The sequence below is a fragment of the Brucepastera parasyntrophica genome, from assembly GCF_022376835.1.
Lineage (GTDB): Bacteria > Spirochaetota > Spirochaetia > Treponematales > Treponemataceae > Brucepastera > Brucepastera parasyntrophica.
Window position 1 is genome coordinate 1,099,746 of sequence record NZ_CP084606.1, and the last position, 13,249, is coordinate 1,112,994.

At 35.7% G+C, this 13,249-nt stretch carries 18 protein-coding genes; 8 read left to right on the forward strand and 10 right to left on the reverse strand.

Features of this window, described 5'->3' with window-relative positions; genetic code table 11:
• Nucleotides 1-27: 27 nt before the first annotated feature.
• Complete coding sequence (locus K7I13_RS05255) at nucleotides 28-867, reverse strand: phosphate ABC transporter substrate-binding protein (RefSeq protein WP_255948557.1); 840 nt, start codon at nucleotides 865-867, stop codon at nucleotides 28-30.
• 288 nt (nucleotides 868-1,155) lie between these two features.
• Complete coding sequence (locus K7I13_RS05260; protein ID WP_255948558.1) at nucleotides 1,156-2,223, reverse strand: hypothetical protein; 1,068 nt, start codon at nucleotides 2,221-2,223, stop codon at nucleotides 1,156-1,158.
• Nucleotides 2,224-2,413: 190 nt separating this feature from the next.
• Between K7I13_RS05260 and K7I13_RS05265 the strand changes: the two genes are divergently transcribed.
• The 8 genes from K7I13_RS05265 (at nucleotide 2,414) to K7I13_RS05295 (ending at nucleotide 8,907) form a co-directional block, all read left to right on the forward strand.
• A complete protein-coding gene (locus tag K7I13_RS05265; RefSeq protein WP_255948559.1) occupies nucleotides 2,414-3,595 on the forward strand; it encodes a SpoIIE family protein phosphatase in 1,182 nt (393 codons plus the stop codon).
• Nucleotides 3,596-4,336: 741 nt separating this feature from the next.
• Nucleotides 4,337-5,185 (forward strand): sce7726 family protein, encoded by an 849-nt coding sequence (locus K7I13_RS05270; RefSeq protein ID WP_255948560.1) that lies wholly within the window; start codon nucleotides 4,337-4,339, stop codon nucleotides 5,183-5,185.
• A 20-nt stretch (nucleotides 5,186-5,205) separates the two neighbouring features.
• A complete protein-coding gene (locus tag K7I13_RS05275) occupies nucleotides 5,206-5,433 on the forward strand; it encodes a hypothetical protein (RefSeq protein WP_255948561.1) in 228 nt (75 codons plus the stop codon).
• A 26-nt stretch (nucleotides 5,434-5,459) separates the two neighbouring features.
• Nucleotides 5,460-6,104 (forward strand): sce7725 family protein, encoded by a 645-nt coding sequence (locus tag K7I13_RS05280; protein WP_255948562.1) that lies wholly within the window; start codon nucleotides 5,460-5,462, stop codon nucleotides 6,102-6,104.
• A 212-nt stretch (nucleotides 6,105-6,316) separates the two neighbouring features.
• Nucleotides 6,317-6,493, forward strand: a complete 177-nt coding sequence (locus tag K7I13_RS05285; protein WP_255948563.1) for a hypothetical protein — start codon at nucleotides 6,317-6,319, stop codon at nucleotides 6,491-6,493.
• A gap of 231 nt (nucleotides 6,494-6,724) precedes the next feature.
• On the forward strand, nucleotides 6,725-7,588 hold the full coding sequence (locus tag K7I13_RS05290; RefSeq protein WP_255948564.1) for a glycosyltransferase family A protein: 864 nt from the start codon (nucleotides 6,725-6,727) through the stop codon (nucleotides 7,586-7,588).
• Between the two features lie 195 nt (nucleotides 7,589-7,783).
• Entirely contained in the window at nucleotides 7,784-7,981 is a 198-nt protein-coding gene (locus K7I13_RS15585) for a radical SAM protein (protein WP_439647480.1), read from the forward strand.
• 2 nt (nucleotides 7,982-7,983) lie between these two features.
• Nucleotides 7,984-8,907, forward strand: a complete 924-nt coding sequence (locus tag K7I13_RS05295; protein WP_255948565.1) for an SPASM domain-containing protein — start codon at nucleotides 7,984-7,986, stop codon at nucleotides 8,905-8,907.
• Nucleotides 8,908-9,164: 257 nt separating this feature from the next.
• Here K7I13_RS05295 and K7I13_RS05300 read toward each other — a convergent pair whose 3' ends face one another.
• The 8 genes from K7I13_RS05300 to K7I13_RS05335 all read right to left on the reverse strand — a co-directional run bounded on the left by K7I13_RS05300 (nucleotide 9,165) and on the right by K7I13_RS05335 (nucleotide 13,148).
• The gene (locus K7I13_RS05300; RefSeq protein ID WP_255948566.1) at nucleotides 9,165-9,359 is read right to left on the reverse strand and encodes a hypothetical protein; all 195 of its coding nucleotides are present in this window, start codon (nucleotides 9,357-9,359) and stop codon (nucleotides 9,165-9,167) included.
• Nucleotides 9,360-9,623: 264 nt separating this feature from the next.
• Nucleotides 9,624-9,896 carry a hypothetical protein gene (locus K7I13_RS05305; protein ID WP_255948567.1) on the reverse strand — a complete coding sequence of 91 codons (273 nt, stop codon included), beginning with the start codon at nucleotides 9,894-9,896 and terminating at the stop codon, nucleotides 9,624-9,626.
• A 5-nt stretch (nucleotides 9,897-9,901) separates the two neighbouring features.
• On the reverse strand, nucleotides 9,902-10,549 hold the full coding sequence (locus K7I13_RS05310; RefSeq protein ID WP_255948568.1) for a phage/plasmid replication domain-containing protein: 648 nt from the start codon (nucleotides 10,547-10,549) through the stop codon (nucleotides 9,902-9,904).
• A 46-nt stretch (nucleotides 10,550-10,595) separates the two neighbouring features.
• Nucleotides 10,596-11,054: a hypothetical protein gene (locus K7I13_RS05315; protein ID WP_255948569.1), complete on the reverse strand. Its 459-nt coding sequence runs from the start codon at nucleotides 11,052-11,054 to the stop codon at nucleotides 10,596-10,598.
• A gap of 2 nt (nucleotides 11,055-11,056) precedes the next feature.
• Complete coding sequence (locus K7I13_RS05320; protein ID WP_255948570.1) at nucleotides 11,057-11,227, reverse strand: DUF2292 domain-containing protein; 171 nt, start codon at nucleotides 11,225-11,227, stop codon at nucleotides 11,057-11,059.
• A complete protein-coding gene (locus K7I13_RS05325; protein WP_255948572.1) occupies nucleotides 11,224-11,418 on the reverse strand; it encodes a helix-turn-helix domain-containing protein in 195 nt (64 codons plus the stop codon). Before K7I13_RS05325 ends, K7I13_RS05320 begins: the two co-directional genes overlap by 4 nt.
• 108 nt (nucleotides 11,419-11,526) lie before the next feature.
• Entirely contained in the window at nucleotides 11,527-12,162 is a 636-nt protein-coding gene (locus K7I13_RS05330) for a hypothetical protein (protein ID WP_255948574.1), read from the reverse strand.
• 191 nt (nucleotides 12,163-12,353) lie between these two features.
• Nucleotides 12,354-13,148 (reverse strand): hypothetical protein, encoded by a 795-nt coding sequence (locus tag K7I13_RS05335; protein ID WP_255948575.1) that lies wholly within the window; start codon nucleotides 13,146-13,148, stop codon nucleotides 12,354-12,356.
• Nucleotides 13,149-13,249 lie beyond the last annotated feature (101 nt).

Below are 13,249 nucleotides of genomic sequence, written 5' to 3' on the forward strand. Positions count from 1 at the left end.
CGCATTTTTCCGCACGCTATCCGTTTTTTAGTTTACGGCAATCCAGCTTGTCCCGGCGATAGCCTGTCCGTCCGAAGACATTACCCAGTCAAGAAACTGTTTTGTCTCGGCGCGGATATTTGAGGGCAGATACAGAATGATAAAAGGCCTGGCTATACTGTAAGTCCCGTTGATTACATTATCAGTACTTGCCGGCACGCCTTCCACGGAAACTGTTTTGACTGAGTTATCCATGGAACCAAGGGATATGTATCCGATGGCATCGGCGTTCTTTGATACTTCGGCTTTGACCGCTCCGGTTCCATCGAACTCGGTAGCTCCGAGAACAAGCGCATCCTTGAAGGCAATTATTTCCTCAAACGCGCCTCTGGTACCTGAACCGGGTTCCCGTGATACGACAGCAATTTTTCCCGCCTTTCCTCCAACCTGACGCCAGTCGGTAATATTCCCGGCATATATATCCCTAATCTGCTCGATTGAAAGGTTTTGCACCGGATTTGCCGGATTTACAATTACGGCAATTCCGTCGATCGCAATAATGAGTTCCGTCAAACCATATCCTTTTTCCTCGGGTTTCAGTGTCCTGCTGGACATTCCGAGTTCAGTGGCTTTCTGGCTTGCGGCCGTAATCCCGTCAGAAGATCCGGTACCATTAATGTTGATAGTAATTTCCGGTTTGACCTTTGAATATTCGGCGGCCAGCATTTCCATGAGAGGCGTTACGGAAGTTGAACCGGACACCTCGATAGTATAAGAGGTCTTTCCTGAAGCGCCCTGCGGACTTTCCTTGCCGCCCCCTGCAAAAAGAAATGTCAAACCGAACACCCCAAACAGAATTGCGGAAACCAGCATTTTCTTTTCATACATTACTCCTTATAAGTTCCTGTACATTCTGGAGAGTTTTTTTTGTCCTTCTCCAGTCCATTAAGACAATTGCAGTATAGTTTTCCATTGTTAGGAAATGATGAGTAAAGTATTAGAATTCGGTTAAAAAACAAAAAAACGGTTAATCAGAAAAGGTAACGTACGGAAAACTGTCGGTAATAAAGTATTTATCAATAAATAATTAAGTGCTTCAGACAATACAAAACCGGACAAATCCGTGATCCAGAGATCCCGACGGATATGTCCGGTTCTTTATGTGCCGTATATTTGTCAGAGCTGCACGCGGAAGACAACAGGCACTTCCATAACGGTTGCGGACGTGTCCTTATTCATTGTAATGGTGAACTGGATGCCCGCATCAATGGTACATTTTTTCATCGCGACTATGGTAATTCCAGGGCGGATATAGAGCACGTCCGTTTCCTGCGTACTGGAATATATGTTCGCGGCCCATAATACGGGAATGAACGATTCGTTCGCGTTCCAGGAAATATTGACCATATTATACAAGGCGAATTCTCCATTGCTGAAAGTACAATTATTGTGAGTTGTCAGGAGAAGCGCATTTTCAAACAAGGGAGCGCGGAAACGGGCTTCGATTGCGTGAAGGCTTTTTTTACTGAAGTCTTCATAGTCGTAAAAAGCGGAATAACCGAAAACGGCTGTCATTCCTCCCGGCAGTATGGGACTGATATAAGCGCCGAGAGAGGCGGTCTGTTCTCCGAGCTGCACATAAGTCGCATTCATTTTTACCGCGTCCCCGGCTTTAAAACCTGCCCTCGCGCCAAAGGAATGGAGTACATTGTATGCCTGCTTCGTATCATTGGTCCCGGTACTGATACCGATAAGAACATCACCTAAAGTGAAATCGCCCGCGAGTTCCGTTGCTTTCCATGGGGTCATGTTGTCAGCTTCAGCCTTGAGCTTGAGCGGATTCTGCAAATCAATAGCGCCAAGTTTGAATATTTCCCAGAGCATCCAGGAGCTTTCTTCATTCTTTACGCGGTCGGCATACCTGTGGTCCCATTCACCGAACTGAACCCTGAATACATCACCGAAAGACAGCCAGCCGTAATAATCATATATCGAGAAGGGAACGGCCTCGCCGAAGGTCGTATTAATCACCAGCCTCGCTCCGGCATTTTCACCCGCGATCTCAATATCAAATAAATCATCTCCGGGAAGCCGGACTCCTAAATTGTTTCCGTCATCTTCAAAGTCAACCGTGAATAGTGTTGCCTTTATGCGGGAATTTAGTTTTATAACCGGTTCTGCGCTCAGCAGAAAACAACCGGTTAATACGGTAAACAGCACCATGCCTGCAATTCGTTTGTTCATTTTCTGAACCTCCTTTTCTTGGTATCTGAAGGAAGTTATAAAAGATGATTGTTAGGATTTAATGAGGCGATAATGAAAAACTGGTTAAATAAAACGCGGAATGATACCGGCGAAGTTAATTTTCCGTTAAAAAGATAAAACGCAATAATTTACTAATAGAAAATTAACAGTCAGCATATATATTTCAGTTATGAAAACAACCACCGAAAAAACCAGCATCAGGAAACAGCGGATAATAAAAAGCTATCCGAACTCGATACAAAAGCTTGCAGAAAATTTTGAATATGCCTATTCCGGTCAGAATATGCTGGAAATTGCAGATGCCCTCGCACTTCAGGAAGAAATAAAGGTCCTGTGCATTGTAGATGAAAAACAGCGGCCTGTCGGAATAGTCAGAAGGGAAAATCTGTTTCAGCTATTGGGAAAACCTTTCGGAAGAGACCTCCTGAAAAAATGCAATGTATCGGAAATCGCCGGGCAGGGGCTGGTCATACAGGGAAACACAAATATATTTGCCGCCGCGGAAATGCTCGCGTCATACAAAAAAGCGTGTGATAACGATGAGTCTATCTACATCATTCTTACAGGACATGGGGGAACCTTTTCGGGAATTCTTTCTGAACATGAACTGTCGGGTTTTATGGCGGGAATAACAAACCGCGATATTGAAACAGCCAGAGTACTTCAGGAACGTCTGCTGGAAAATACTGACAATATCAGCATTCTCAATATACGGGCCGACGCCTGGTCCCGTCCGGCAAAAGGTGTTGGAGGGGATTTTTATTATATAAAAAATATCGGGGAAAACCGTTTTTTCGGGGCCCTCTGCGATGTATCGGGAAAAGGTGTTGCAGCCTCATTGGTCGTTTCAATGGTCTGGGGATTCCTGAGGGCGTATGATATAAACAGGGGCCTGAAAAGCCTTTTGTCAGCGCTCAATACCGCAATCATATCAACATTTCATCTCGAAAAATATGTAACGGGTTTCTTTTTTATATATGACAGTGAAAAGAGCAGACTGTCCATTGCCGATATGGGGCACGCCCATTCCGTTATTATCCGGAAAAGCGCCGACCACCCTCTAACAAAAACAAAGGGCAATCTTCCGCTCGGAATTGAGCAGGATATTGATCCGGTCATTTATGCTTTCGGAATTCAGCCTGAAGACGCCCTGCTTGTTTATTCAGACGGAATACCAGAACAGGAGAATCAGGAAGGAGAAGAATTCGGGGAAACCAGGATTGTTGATTTTTCAAGACAGTGCATAAAATCAGGCGAAAAACTGTCGCAGGTGCTTCCGGAGGCGCTTGATATATTCCGCACTAATACACCCCAGCATGATGATATGACATTTTTATTTTTTCAGTTCTGAGATACTGTTACCTGCCAGGGCTATATTCCACCGGAGAAAAAGTATGAAATGTATGATACGTATGATTGAATAATCATGACAGTTTATTTTCCCGGAATATATTTTTGTCTGGAGGACAGTCATTTATAAATTCAAATCCGAATAAACAGAAGATACGGTGAATGTGCGTGACGCAGGGCCAGGACTCGGCTTCCAGTCGCCGGCATCGTGCCGGCTCTTTCCAATCCGCCTGCGTTCCTAAACCGGCATCCATGCCGGTTTGCGCTCCCGCCTGGTCGCGCCGGAACTCCGGTTCGAGTCCCAGGATTTAATAAAAACAGCGCTTCTTTTCAGAAGCGCTGTAATTTAGCAGGGCCAGGACTCGAACCTGGGACCTCCGGGTTATGAGATTTCTCTCCCCGGCCTGCCAAGAATCATCACATACTATCTGAACGTATTATATCATTGTCAGATAAGAACTTACAAGATAATTAAACGTATTGTGGCTTGTTTTGGAGTGAATTGAATCATGGAAGATTAGGTGAATTTACGTCACTTTTTATGCCAGTTTTTGGGAGGATTATAATCATGAGCTACTTAAGTAATTGATGTCAAAAAAGGGGGTAAGGGGCATTTCTCAATGAAGTTGATTAGACTATTTAAAGAAATCTATATTTTATTATAATTTTTCTGTTTTTTATAGGAAATTCGTTTATAATTTGTTAGACGAAATGCCCAATAATAGCTATAATAGGAATTGATATGAAACATGTTGCACAATTGTCTAGGATATTTACTACGACTTTCGCAAGGAAAATTATTAATGGTTCAGATGAATTATTTTTAAATGAGTTAAAACCTACGTTTTCATTTATTAATGAAGTTTTAGCGAATTCAGATTATGAACTTTTATATAAAAATGCTTTTATATTATTAGCAAATGACTATAGAAATGAATATATATATAAAACCGTGTTTTATTCTCAAATATTAGAGGATAAAGAGAAAAGTAGTAATTTTAGTGTCATTTCTGAGTTGAGAACTGGTAATTCAATAGCTGATATAGCTACCTTTGGGAGTAAAAGAACTTCTAATAGTATTGAAATAAAAAGTGATATTGATAAAATTTCTAAAGCAACAACGCAAGTTATTGATTATCAAAAAATGTTTCCACTTGTGTCACTTATTTCTTCAAAAGATCAAATAGATAAGATATTCAAGGTAATTTCTAAAGATATTGGTCTTTTAGTTTTAAATAACGATCTTTCAATAAATATTTTAAGAAATGCCAAATATAATGACTCTCTTTTAGACAAAAAAACAATGTTTTATACTCTTCGTCGACATGAATATGAGTTACTAATTAAAGAGTATTATGGTTATGTCCCAAATGTTCCAAATGGATTGATATTTTCGGAATGTTTTTCTTTAGCAATGGAAATCCCAATGCTTTTTTTTTATAGACTTTTTAGAAAACGGTTAGCAGAAAGAATTCAGATTGAAGACTATTCTGATAATAGAATACCAAACTATTTAACATTTATTGCTAGGAAAAGTTCTCTTACAAAGAATGAAAAAAAACAATTTATAGAGAAAGTGTTACCTCATTAACATGATTAAAAGGAGTTGTTATGTATTATCCAATTTTGCGAGGAAAGAGAGAAGAATTATATGCAATTCAAGAATTACAAAATTTAATCATTGATACAAAAAATGTTTTTCCTGTGATCGAACTTATGAATATGAATTCAACAACAATTAAGTTTTTTCAGAAAATTATTTCAAGTAAAATCAAAACTTTTGTAATAATCAATTCTGAACTTTCTGATTCCATTGATAAAAAGTATTATTTGAATTAGTAGCGAATAGCAACATTATTCCTGCAATGAATATACAAAATTCAATTGATTATAAATACTTAAAAGAGTTATCAGGTAAAGCCCCATTTAAAGATAGATTAGTTCCTATTTTATATAGACAAATTGATGAAATTGATAGCATATTAAGTATCTTAAAAGATACAAAATATTTTATTTTTAAGGATAGATTTTCGAATGATGTTATTACTAAAATTAAATCACAAAATGAAATTATCCTATTAGATGATCCTTTCAATCCAGCAATTAGGAATGCAGATTATCCAGAAAACGAATATTTCTCAAGTAATCATATTCTTTATAAGGAAAACGGATTTAATGGATTTAGTGATTATCAAATGATAGGAAGAAAAATATCTCCTGGAGGACCTGCTCATGCAGTTGCTTTGCATTGGACATGCATTAAGAAAAACAGCCAGATGTGGATATATCATTTTATTTCCGATGAAAAAGAAACAACAGCAAACGTTCAAGGAAAATATTTTCAAGCATTGAAGAAGCTTGTTGCTTTTTTTAATAAATTTGAAAATCATATTGAAACACAGGCTGCTGAAAATTATAGAGAAAATCTTAAAAATCAACAATACAAAGGCTTGGGATATCCTAAGCGTATTTCTATCAAAAATCATATTGAACTTTTAGCTATGCTCTAAATATATTATTGGGCACTTCGTCTAACAGCGTGTATCCACGGACGCACCTATCGGCACGGGCCTGCGTCGGATACACCCGGGACGTTATGTTACACTGGATAAATAGTGGAAAATGTGTATGAAAGATTATACGTTTAATGATGCATGCTCCGTAGCCTTGACAAACAAAGATTAAAAGAACAATTTTACAATGACTTTATAAGGAGTATTTTATGGACACAAAGGATAAGGAAGCAAAAGTCAATTTTGACGAAATGATTGTATATGATTTTTATAGTATCAATCTAAATTTATACGAAGGCAAAAATGGTTGTATTGATAAAGAGGGTTATGTTAACACATATGATTCTTTTCAACATTATGACCACGGTTCTTGTTACCACAGGTAAAAGTTTTGTTTGATTTTGCTCATTAAATAGCAAGATTTGACAACCGAAGCCTGCTGACAGCGAGGCGGTTTGATAAATGAAGGATGCGATTCGGCTGGTAAACAGTGAGAACAATCACTGTTCGTGTCACATTTTAAGTGTAGATAAATCCTCGCGTTCACCAAGCCACAGGTGTGTTGTATGCAGGTGGTCGGAGTTCTGTTGACAAAAATGTTATAATTGGACAAATAGATGAAAGATACAGTAAAATTTTCAGTAATTATTCCTTCTTATAATACAAGTAACTACTTAGAAACTTGTATCAAGAGTGTAATTGCTCAAAATTATGAAAATTGGGAACTTTTTATTATTGACCAATCAAATGATAATTCGTATGAAATTGCAAAACAATATGAAAGGTTGTACCCCCAAAAAATATTCGTAGAGAAAATTCAGAAAGCAGGGGTTTCTCATGCCAGAAATGTTGGGATAAGCAAAGCTTCTGGCGAATATATTTTTTTCTTAGATAGCGATGATTACATGCAGGGAGAGTTATTTACATATATTAATAATGTTAATAAAAAAAAGAATATTGATTGTTTTATTGGTGGTTTTGATTGCATTGTCGAAGATGAAAGAAGAACTCCTCTAAATCCAGAAAGTATTAATTATCGGAAAATCAATAACCAATCACAAGAAAAAGTTTTGAATTATTTATATCGGATTAGACTCCTTCATACAGTATGGCGTTTTGTTGTAAAAAGAAAAATAATTCAAGACAACAAATTGTTTTTTAATGAAGCAATAACATATGAAGATGAAGAATGGGTTCCTCAAATGTTGCTTTTAGCAACGACATACTCTCATATAAAATTTCATCATTATGTTCATCGGCGACGACAAGGGTCGATTACATCCTTTAACGATAGTAATAAATATCATTCGATGAGTGCAGTCGCAAATAAACTGTTGGATTTATCAGAAACGCAGGAATTTGAGTATCAAAAACTCTTTTTATTACGCAATGCCTATAAAATGTTTGAAATGTGCTATTGGGGTATTAGAGAACTATCAAAACCAATGAAATCACTAAAACTAAAGAAGAAATGGAAATGATATGAAAATAGAAAGACAATATTTATCAGTTCCTTTAATGGCACACCTTGAAATTACAAATTCTTGTAATCACAAGTGCTTACATTGTTATAAGTTAGATTCCAAAATAGAAAATCGTCCTATGCGAAAAGTTGACGATGAAACTGTATTGGCGTGTGCTAAAAATTAATAAACAATGGTATCATCCAAATAATAATAACCGGTGGAGAACCTTTACTTAATAAGGATTTAGTAAAAAAAATTATTGCATTATCAAATAATACAAATACGATAGTTTCAATTAATACAAATTTAACTCTCTTAGATGACGATTTTATTGAATTTCTGAAGAAATCCGAAACCCGTATTTTAACTTCGTGTCCTTCAGCTGTATCTTCTTCTTTGAAAAATTAACTTTGGTAGATAATTATACCTTGTTTGAAAACAATGCAAAAAAAATAGTCGCAGCGAACCTAAAACTTAGCGTCAATATGGTTGTTACAAAAGATAATTTGCATGAGATTCGTGCTACAGCTGAAAAGATGAAAAAAATAGGTTGTCGTGCATTTTCTACAACACCGATGGCACTAAATATGGAATATCCTCGATTGGATTTACTGCTTTCAAAAGATGAAGTTCGTCAGGTAATTAACGATTTGCTTTGGGCAGAAAAAACGTTAGAATTGAAAGTGGATTGTTTGGATGTATTACCAAAGTGTTTATTTTCTGATAAAATTTTATCTGAAGACCATTTATTTCTCTCTCGTAAGTGCCAAGCGGGGCGCTCATTTATTGCGGTATCGTGCAATGGCGATGTTCGCCCTTGTGCTAATAATACAACTTCGTATGGAAATATTTTGGAAGAGGAATTAAAAACAATTTGGAAAAAGATGAGCGATTGGCGGTCTATGCAATATGTACCTAAAAAATGTGAGAAATGCACTTGGCTCAATCGCTGTCTTGGCGGCTGTCGGACAAATGCCAAGGTTTTTTCAGGTAAATGGAACGCTGAAGATGTTTGGGGGACAATGCCGTTGAAAGCACAACCACCACTTCATAAAAAACCAATTGAGTTGACAGATAATATTAATTTTGAAATCAACAGCGAATATTTATATAGGCAGGAATATGAAAATGTATTTGTTGTTTTCAATGTCAGAAATAATATGTTCTTTATGATTAATAAGGAATACTTCGATTTTGTACAAGAACTTAAAGAATACGGAATAGTAAATTTTGGCGAGTTGAAAAAGCAATATAATGTTACTGCCAAAAATAAATCGTTTCATTATGCAATTAAATTTTTAGTACAATGCAAAATATTAAAACCGATTGTTTAATTTTGGTGATGAAAAATTAATGTCAAATGATATAAAGCATTATAAAGACATAAAAGAATTAAAGCTAATTATTTAAGTGGCTTAAAATAAGGGTTTATAGTGATTCAAGGCCCCTCATTAGTGATTTTACTGTTGTCTGGCTATCGAAGCACTGGAACTACTCCTGGACTGTCCAGGAGTAGTTTATAGCGGATCAGGGCAGGCTTATTGATCGGGGATATACCTTTTCACCAAGGAGCCTCCCCAATTCCCCAAAATCAAACTTCTTTTTGAAGTTCTTTGAGCATATAAGAAAGAGTGTTTGTTTTCCATCCTTGCAAATCAACCCTTCCATCGGAAATCCCACTTCCTTTCTTTAGGGATGGAACTTCTATAGTTTCATTACTCCGGATAAAATCAACTCCAATTTTTTGATTTATGAAAAGGGCAAGATATGAAATAGCTTCTTGCATTGTTTTTACATCAAAGTTTGGATCTAGTTCATTTTTAAGCCATTCATAAAGTGCGCTATCCCCCGAAGAGAAAAAGGAGGCGTTCTCTTAAATAGTTCTTTTATCTTCATTTTTTTTTTACCTCATCATCCTCTAATGAGCCGCTCCAAAATTTTGCATTTTGGAACTGGCTTATACTAGTATATATCTATTATAATCATTTACCCCTATTTAAAGGGAATTTTCAGCCTATTAAAGAGGGGTTTATATTAACTTTCATACAATTTAAGTCCCGAACATCATTCTATCATATACAAGAACATCGAGTTCTTTTATTAAAGTATTGGGCTCAGCTATATAAATATCATGTCCCATTTTATTATTTTCCGCCTGTATTCGTTCAAGATTTTTTGGAGATAGTTTACCAGCTTCCTTTAATTGCTGTATAGAATAGCGATAATCTTTAGGAAAGCATTGACGATATTGCTCAGCCTGCAATTTTCGCAAATTTGCCGGAGTTATATTTTCTGACTTATCGGCATATACTAACTGCCCCATTTTTTCTATAACTGTGTATTTATCATAAAATAGTTTTTGAAATCTCTTATAAATATTTTCATCAAAAGATCCTGGGCTGTTAAGTCATTTTTAAATATTGATTTTATACCCTTTCTATTTCGTATTTTGAATTCAAGGCGAAGGACATTTGCCCCGGCAAATAAAGAAGGGATTTCCTGTTTTCTATCAAGCATTTCTTTGACTTTATCATATCCAATAAATTCAAATGAACCTTTTTTGGAAGTATAAGTCACGGTTTCAACGCCAGTCCATTTTGAATACTCTATCCGGGTAAGTCTTTTTGTATTTCCAAATAAATTCAGATATTCAAATGGCTTTTCTTTGATGATGATACTTGTTCCAAATTCCGCAGACGTGACAATGGCTTTTTTTAAATCAAGATTAATATCCTGTTCCAGTTTTTCTATACTCATCCTGACTTCTTCCCGAGTCAATGGAGTTATATTTTCACCATACAGATATTTTGCCAGTGAACCACAGATTACCAGAGAATTAAGATTTTTATATATTCCCATATTCTTTATTTTTCCTCTGTAGGTGTTTATATCACTTCTATATTTGTCTGTAATATCTCTACCCGGAATATAGTTTCTTGGCGGATCATATATTTTCAGTGTTACATTATCAAACATCTTAAACCTCCCTATAGAGACAGAAACTGGTGGGCAAAGTAACTTGTTACCAGTGTGATGAATCGGTTCCATATTTCAGTGTTACTATCCCGGATTTTGTTACTTCAGGGATTTGCCCTGCCAGCCATTTTTGAAAAAGAAGAGGTACCGCTTCCTGTAACCCCTTAAAAAACCAGACTGTAAGTTGCTCAGAATCTTCCGACAACTCAATGAGTAGCCCATAATCATTGTAATCTCCGTATGATTGCAGGGGACGTTCAGGCATAAAAATCAGCCATGTAATTATCTGACTTCTCGCCAATTCAAGCGTATGGGAAAATTGCGGGGAACTTTGATTGTAATAACCTTCTTTCTTCCGGAAAACTATATATTTCTCCCCCTTATATTTCCCTTTTTTATAGACAGATGGAAAATCTGGAATAATTTTTCCTTTATGACCAATTTTTCTGTAGCGGGTTCGAGTTCCAGGTATACGTTCAAAATAATAAATGGCATCCGGCTTCATTTTTATTTCTCCTGTTCCCGTGTATTTTCCGTTATGGAGTGAGTAATATCCACAACCCGCCCATTATGGATTTTCAGGGTAGCGCTGACCGAACCATAACGGATTTTTGCGGCATTCTCGCAAAGCCGTTCTGCAATATTGATGACCTTTAGGCTTGCTTGTTTTTCATTCATTTCAGGCCATCCTTTATTTGTGTATTCCGGATGAGCCATTCGTCCAGTTCGGATTTCCGGTAAAGAACCCTCCGCCTGATTTTGATTCGTGGTATAGGCAAACTGTCCAGAGTAGTTTTACATATACCCAAAAACGTTGCCGCTTCCTCACGGCTTAAAACTTCTCTACCTGATATTTCAGAATTAAGCATATCTAACCTCCTCATGCAATTTTTTCTTTGCATGTTATAAAATAAATATATTTTTTAAGCATTGATAAGGCTAAATCCGTAGAGGTTTGTTTTGAGTTTATTCTGGGTTTAATTAGAAAAAAGCAGTTTTTCTATCTCATTCCATTCTTTCGGAGGTGTATTGTTTCTCCCATTTTTTAATGTTGATTTTCCTGGTGAATTCCCGTTTATCAAAATATGTTGATTTATTACTTTGTATTCTGTATATCCCGCGGTTGAAAAAATTAAACCTACACAACCCTTTGCACATTTGAAGTTATAAAAGCCGTTTTCATAAACTACCATTTTGATATCAAGTGCTTTTTTCATGGCGTTATAAGCATCGGGTGCAGTATTTTCGAGAAGCACCATAAAAAAGTGTTTATAACAATCAGGCAACTCTTCACTATCTACTAAGCTATGATCCTTGGTTTTTGGTGCTGAATCACTGTTTGTGGTAAATAATTCTTTATCATCTAGTGAGTCACGATTTTTGATATAAGAAGCTAAAGAATCAAAGCATCTTTTTAGCTCTTTCTTTTGAATTTCTATAGATTTTTTATTTTCTATTTTTTCTAAGCCTACATCATAACATTGTTTCATCATTTGAACTGCATTTGTTCCATTGATTTTCTTGTCATTCCATTCAGTGAAAATTTTGCCCATTTCTCCCATATCTTGGGAATAGTCATGATTATTTAGCAAACGATATTCTTTTGGTGTCATTTCCTTTATTCTCCTTATAAAATTTTTTTGCCCTTTCACCTTATATTATAGGAATTTAATGTAGAACATTATGATTTTAGAAAACGACTGCATTATGAATGTGGCATTTTGATTAAATATTGTAAAAAATTGTATTTTATAAATAAAAAATCCCCCGGCATAGCGGGGGAACTTGTGTGCAATCTTCTCTTTTATGGCACTCTTATGAAATCCATTTTATCACCATCGGCAAATGTTATTTTTAAAGTATTTCTATCAAGAATATATTCCATTTCTTCAATTAAAATACCATTCTCATCAACAGCTCTAATTTTATTTCCGGAAAGGATATATGGAATTGGCTCGCCTTTTTTTATCAATTTGTTTCTTTCATAAGTTTCATTAACCATTTGACCATTAGAGAATATAATTCTATATTCTTTTGGATAAATGGATACCTTCCATGTATCTTCAAGCATTTTATATCTTGCAAGTATTTCCTGATTATAGTAATTTTCATTTTGATAATTTAATATATTATAATAAGTATCGATGGAAGATAAATCCATTGAGGCGAGAAAAATAAATAAATTATTTTTTTCCCATGCTGACATGCTATTTGTTTCATTTTTCGGATTTCCAAACTCTCTTATCAACTTATTCTTAATTTCAATAGATTTCCGTTCAAGTTTCTGAGTATCCGGATAATCTATCCTAATCAATCCACCAACTAATTTATTGGAATGAAATGAGAGAGTGTATTTTGCATCATCTGAACCATATTTACTATCAACAGAAAAACTTGATCTTAAACCATACTTTTTCAAATCTTCACTATCATTTTGGTTAGAATTTTCTTCTTTTATTTCCAGCCCTGTCTTAATGATGATTTCTTTTGCTTTTGAATATTCAATACCATAAGGTAACCCTAGAATATCACTTTTTGTCCCGCCGGAACAAGAAATGCAGAATAAACATAATAGAAAAGTCCAAATAAACGTTTTCATAAAAGCTCCTTATTAATCCTTCTTAGTTGTTTTAACCATTGCTAATAGCAATATAACTATAATTTTAATAGCTATTTGCAATACGATCAAGGCCAATAAGA

Coding starts and splice junctions, on each gene's coding strand:
- K7I13_RS05300 (WP_255948566.1), bottom strand. CDS start 9,359: ATGCAAGAAGCTATTTCATATCTTGCCCTTTTCATAAATCAAAAAATT.
- K7I13_RS05330 (WP_255948574.1), bottom strand. CDS start 12,162: ATGACACCAAAAGAATATCGTTTGCTAAATAATCATGACTATTCCCAA.
- K7I13_RS05290 (WP_255948564.1), top strand. CDS start 6,725: ATGAAAGATACAGTAAAATTTTCAGTAATTATTCCTTCTTATAATACA.
- K7I13_RS05275 (WP_255948561.1), top strand. CDS start 5,206: ATGTATTATCCAATTTTGCGAGGAAAGAGAGAAGAATTATATGCAATT.
- K7I13_RS05335 (WP_255948575.1), bottom strand. CDS start 13,148: ATGAAAACGTTTATTTGGACTTTTCTATTATGTTTATTCTGCATTTCT.
- K7I13_RS05280 (WP_255948562.1), top strand. CDS start 5,460: ATGAATATACAAAATTCAATTGATTATAAATACTTAAAAGAGTTATCA.
- K7I13_RS05310 (WP_255948568.1), bottom strand. CDS start 10,549: ATGTTTGATAATGTAACACTGAAAATATATGATCCGCCAAGAAACTAT.
- K7I13_RS05260 (WP_255948558.1), bottom strand. CDS start 2,223: ATGAACAAACGAATTGCAGGCATGGTGCTGTTTACCGTATTAACCGGT.
- K7I13_RS05285 (WP_255948563.1), top strand. CDS start 6,317: ATGGACACAAAGGATAAGGAAGCAAAAGTCAATTTTGACGAAATGATT.
- K7I13_RS05265 (WP_255948559.1), top strand. CDS start 2,414: ATGAAAACAACCACCGAAAAAACCAGCATCAGGAAACAGCGGATAATA.
- K7I13_RS05270 (WP_255948560.1), top strand. CDS start 4,337: ATGAAACATGTTGCACAATTGTCTAGGATATTTACTACGACTTTCGCA.
- K7I13_RS05315 (WP_255948569.1), bottom strand. CDS start 11,054: ATGAAGCCGGATGCCATTTATTATTTTGAACGTATACCTGGAACTCGA.
- K7I13_RS05320 (WP_255948570.1), bottom strand. CDS start 11,227: ATGAATGAAAAACAAGCAAGCCTAAAGGTCATCAATATTGCAGAACGG.
- K7I13_RS05305 (WP_255948567.1), bottom strand. CDS start 9,896: ATGGGGCAGTTAGTATATGCCGATAAGTCAGAAAATATAACTCCGGCA.
- K7I13_RS05255 (WP_255948557.1), bottom strand. CDS start 867: ATGTATGAAAAGAAAATGCTGGTTTCCGCAATTCTGTTTGGGGTGTTC.
- K7I13_RS05325 (WP_255948572.1), bottom strand. CDS start 11,418: ATGCTTAATTCTGAAATATCAGGTAGAGAAGTTTTAAGCCGTGAGGAA.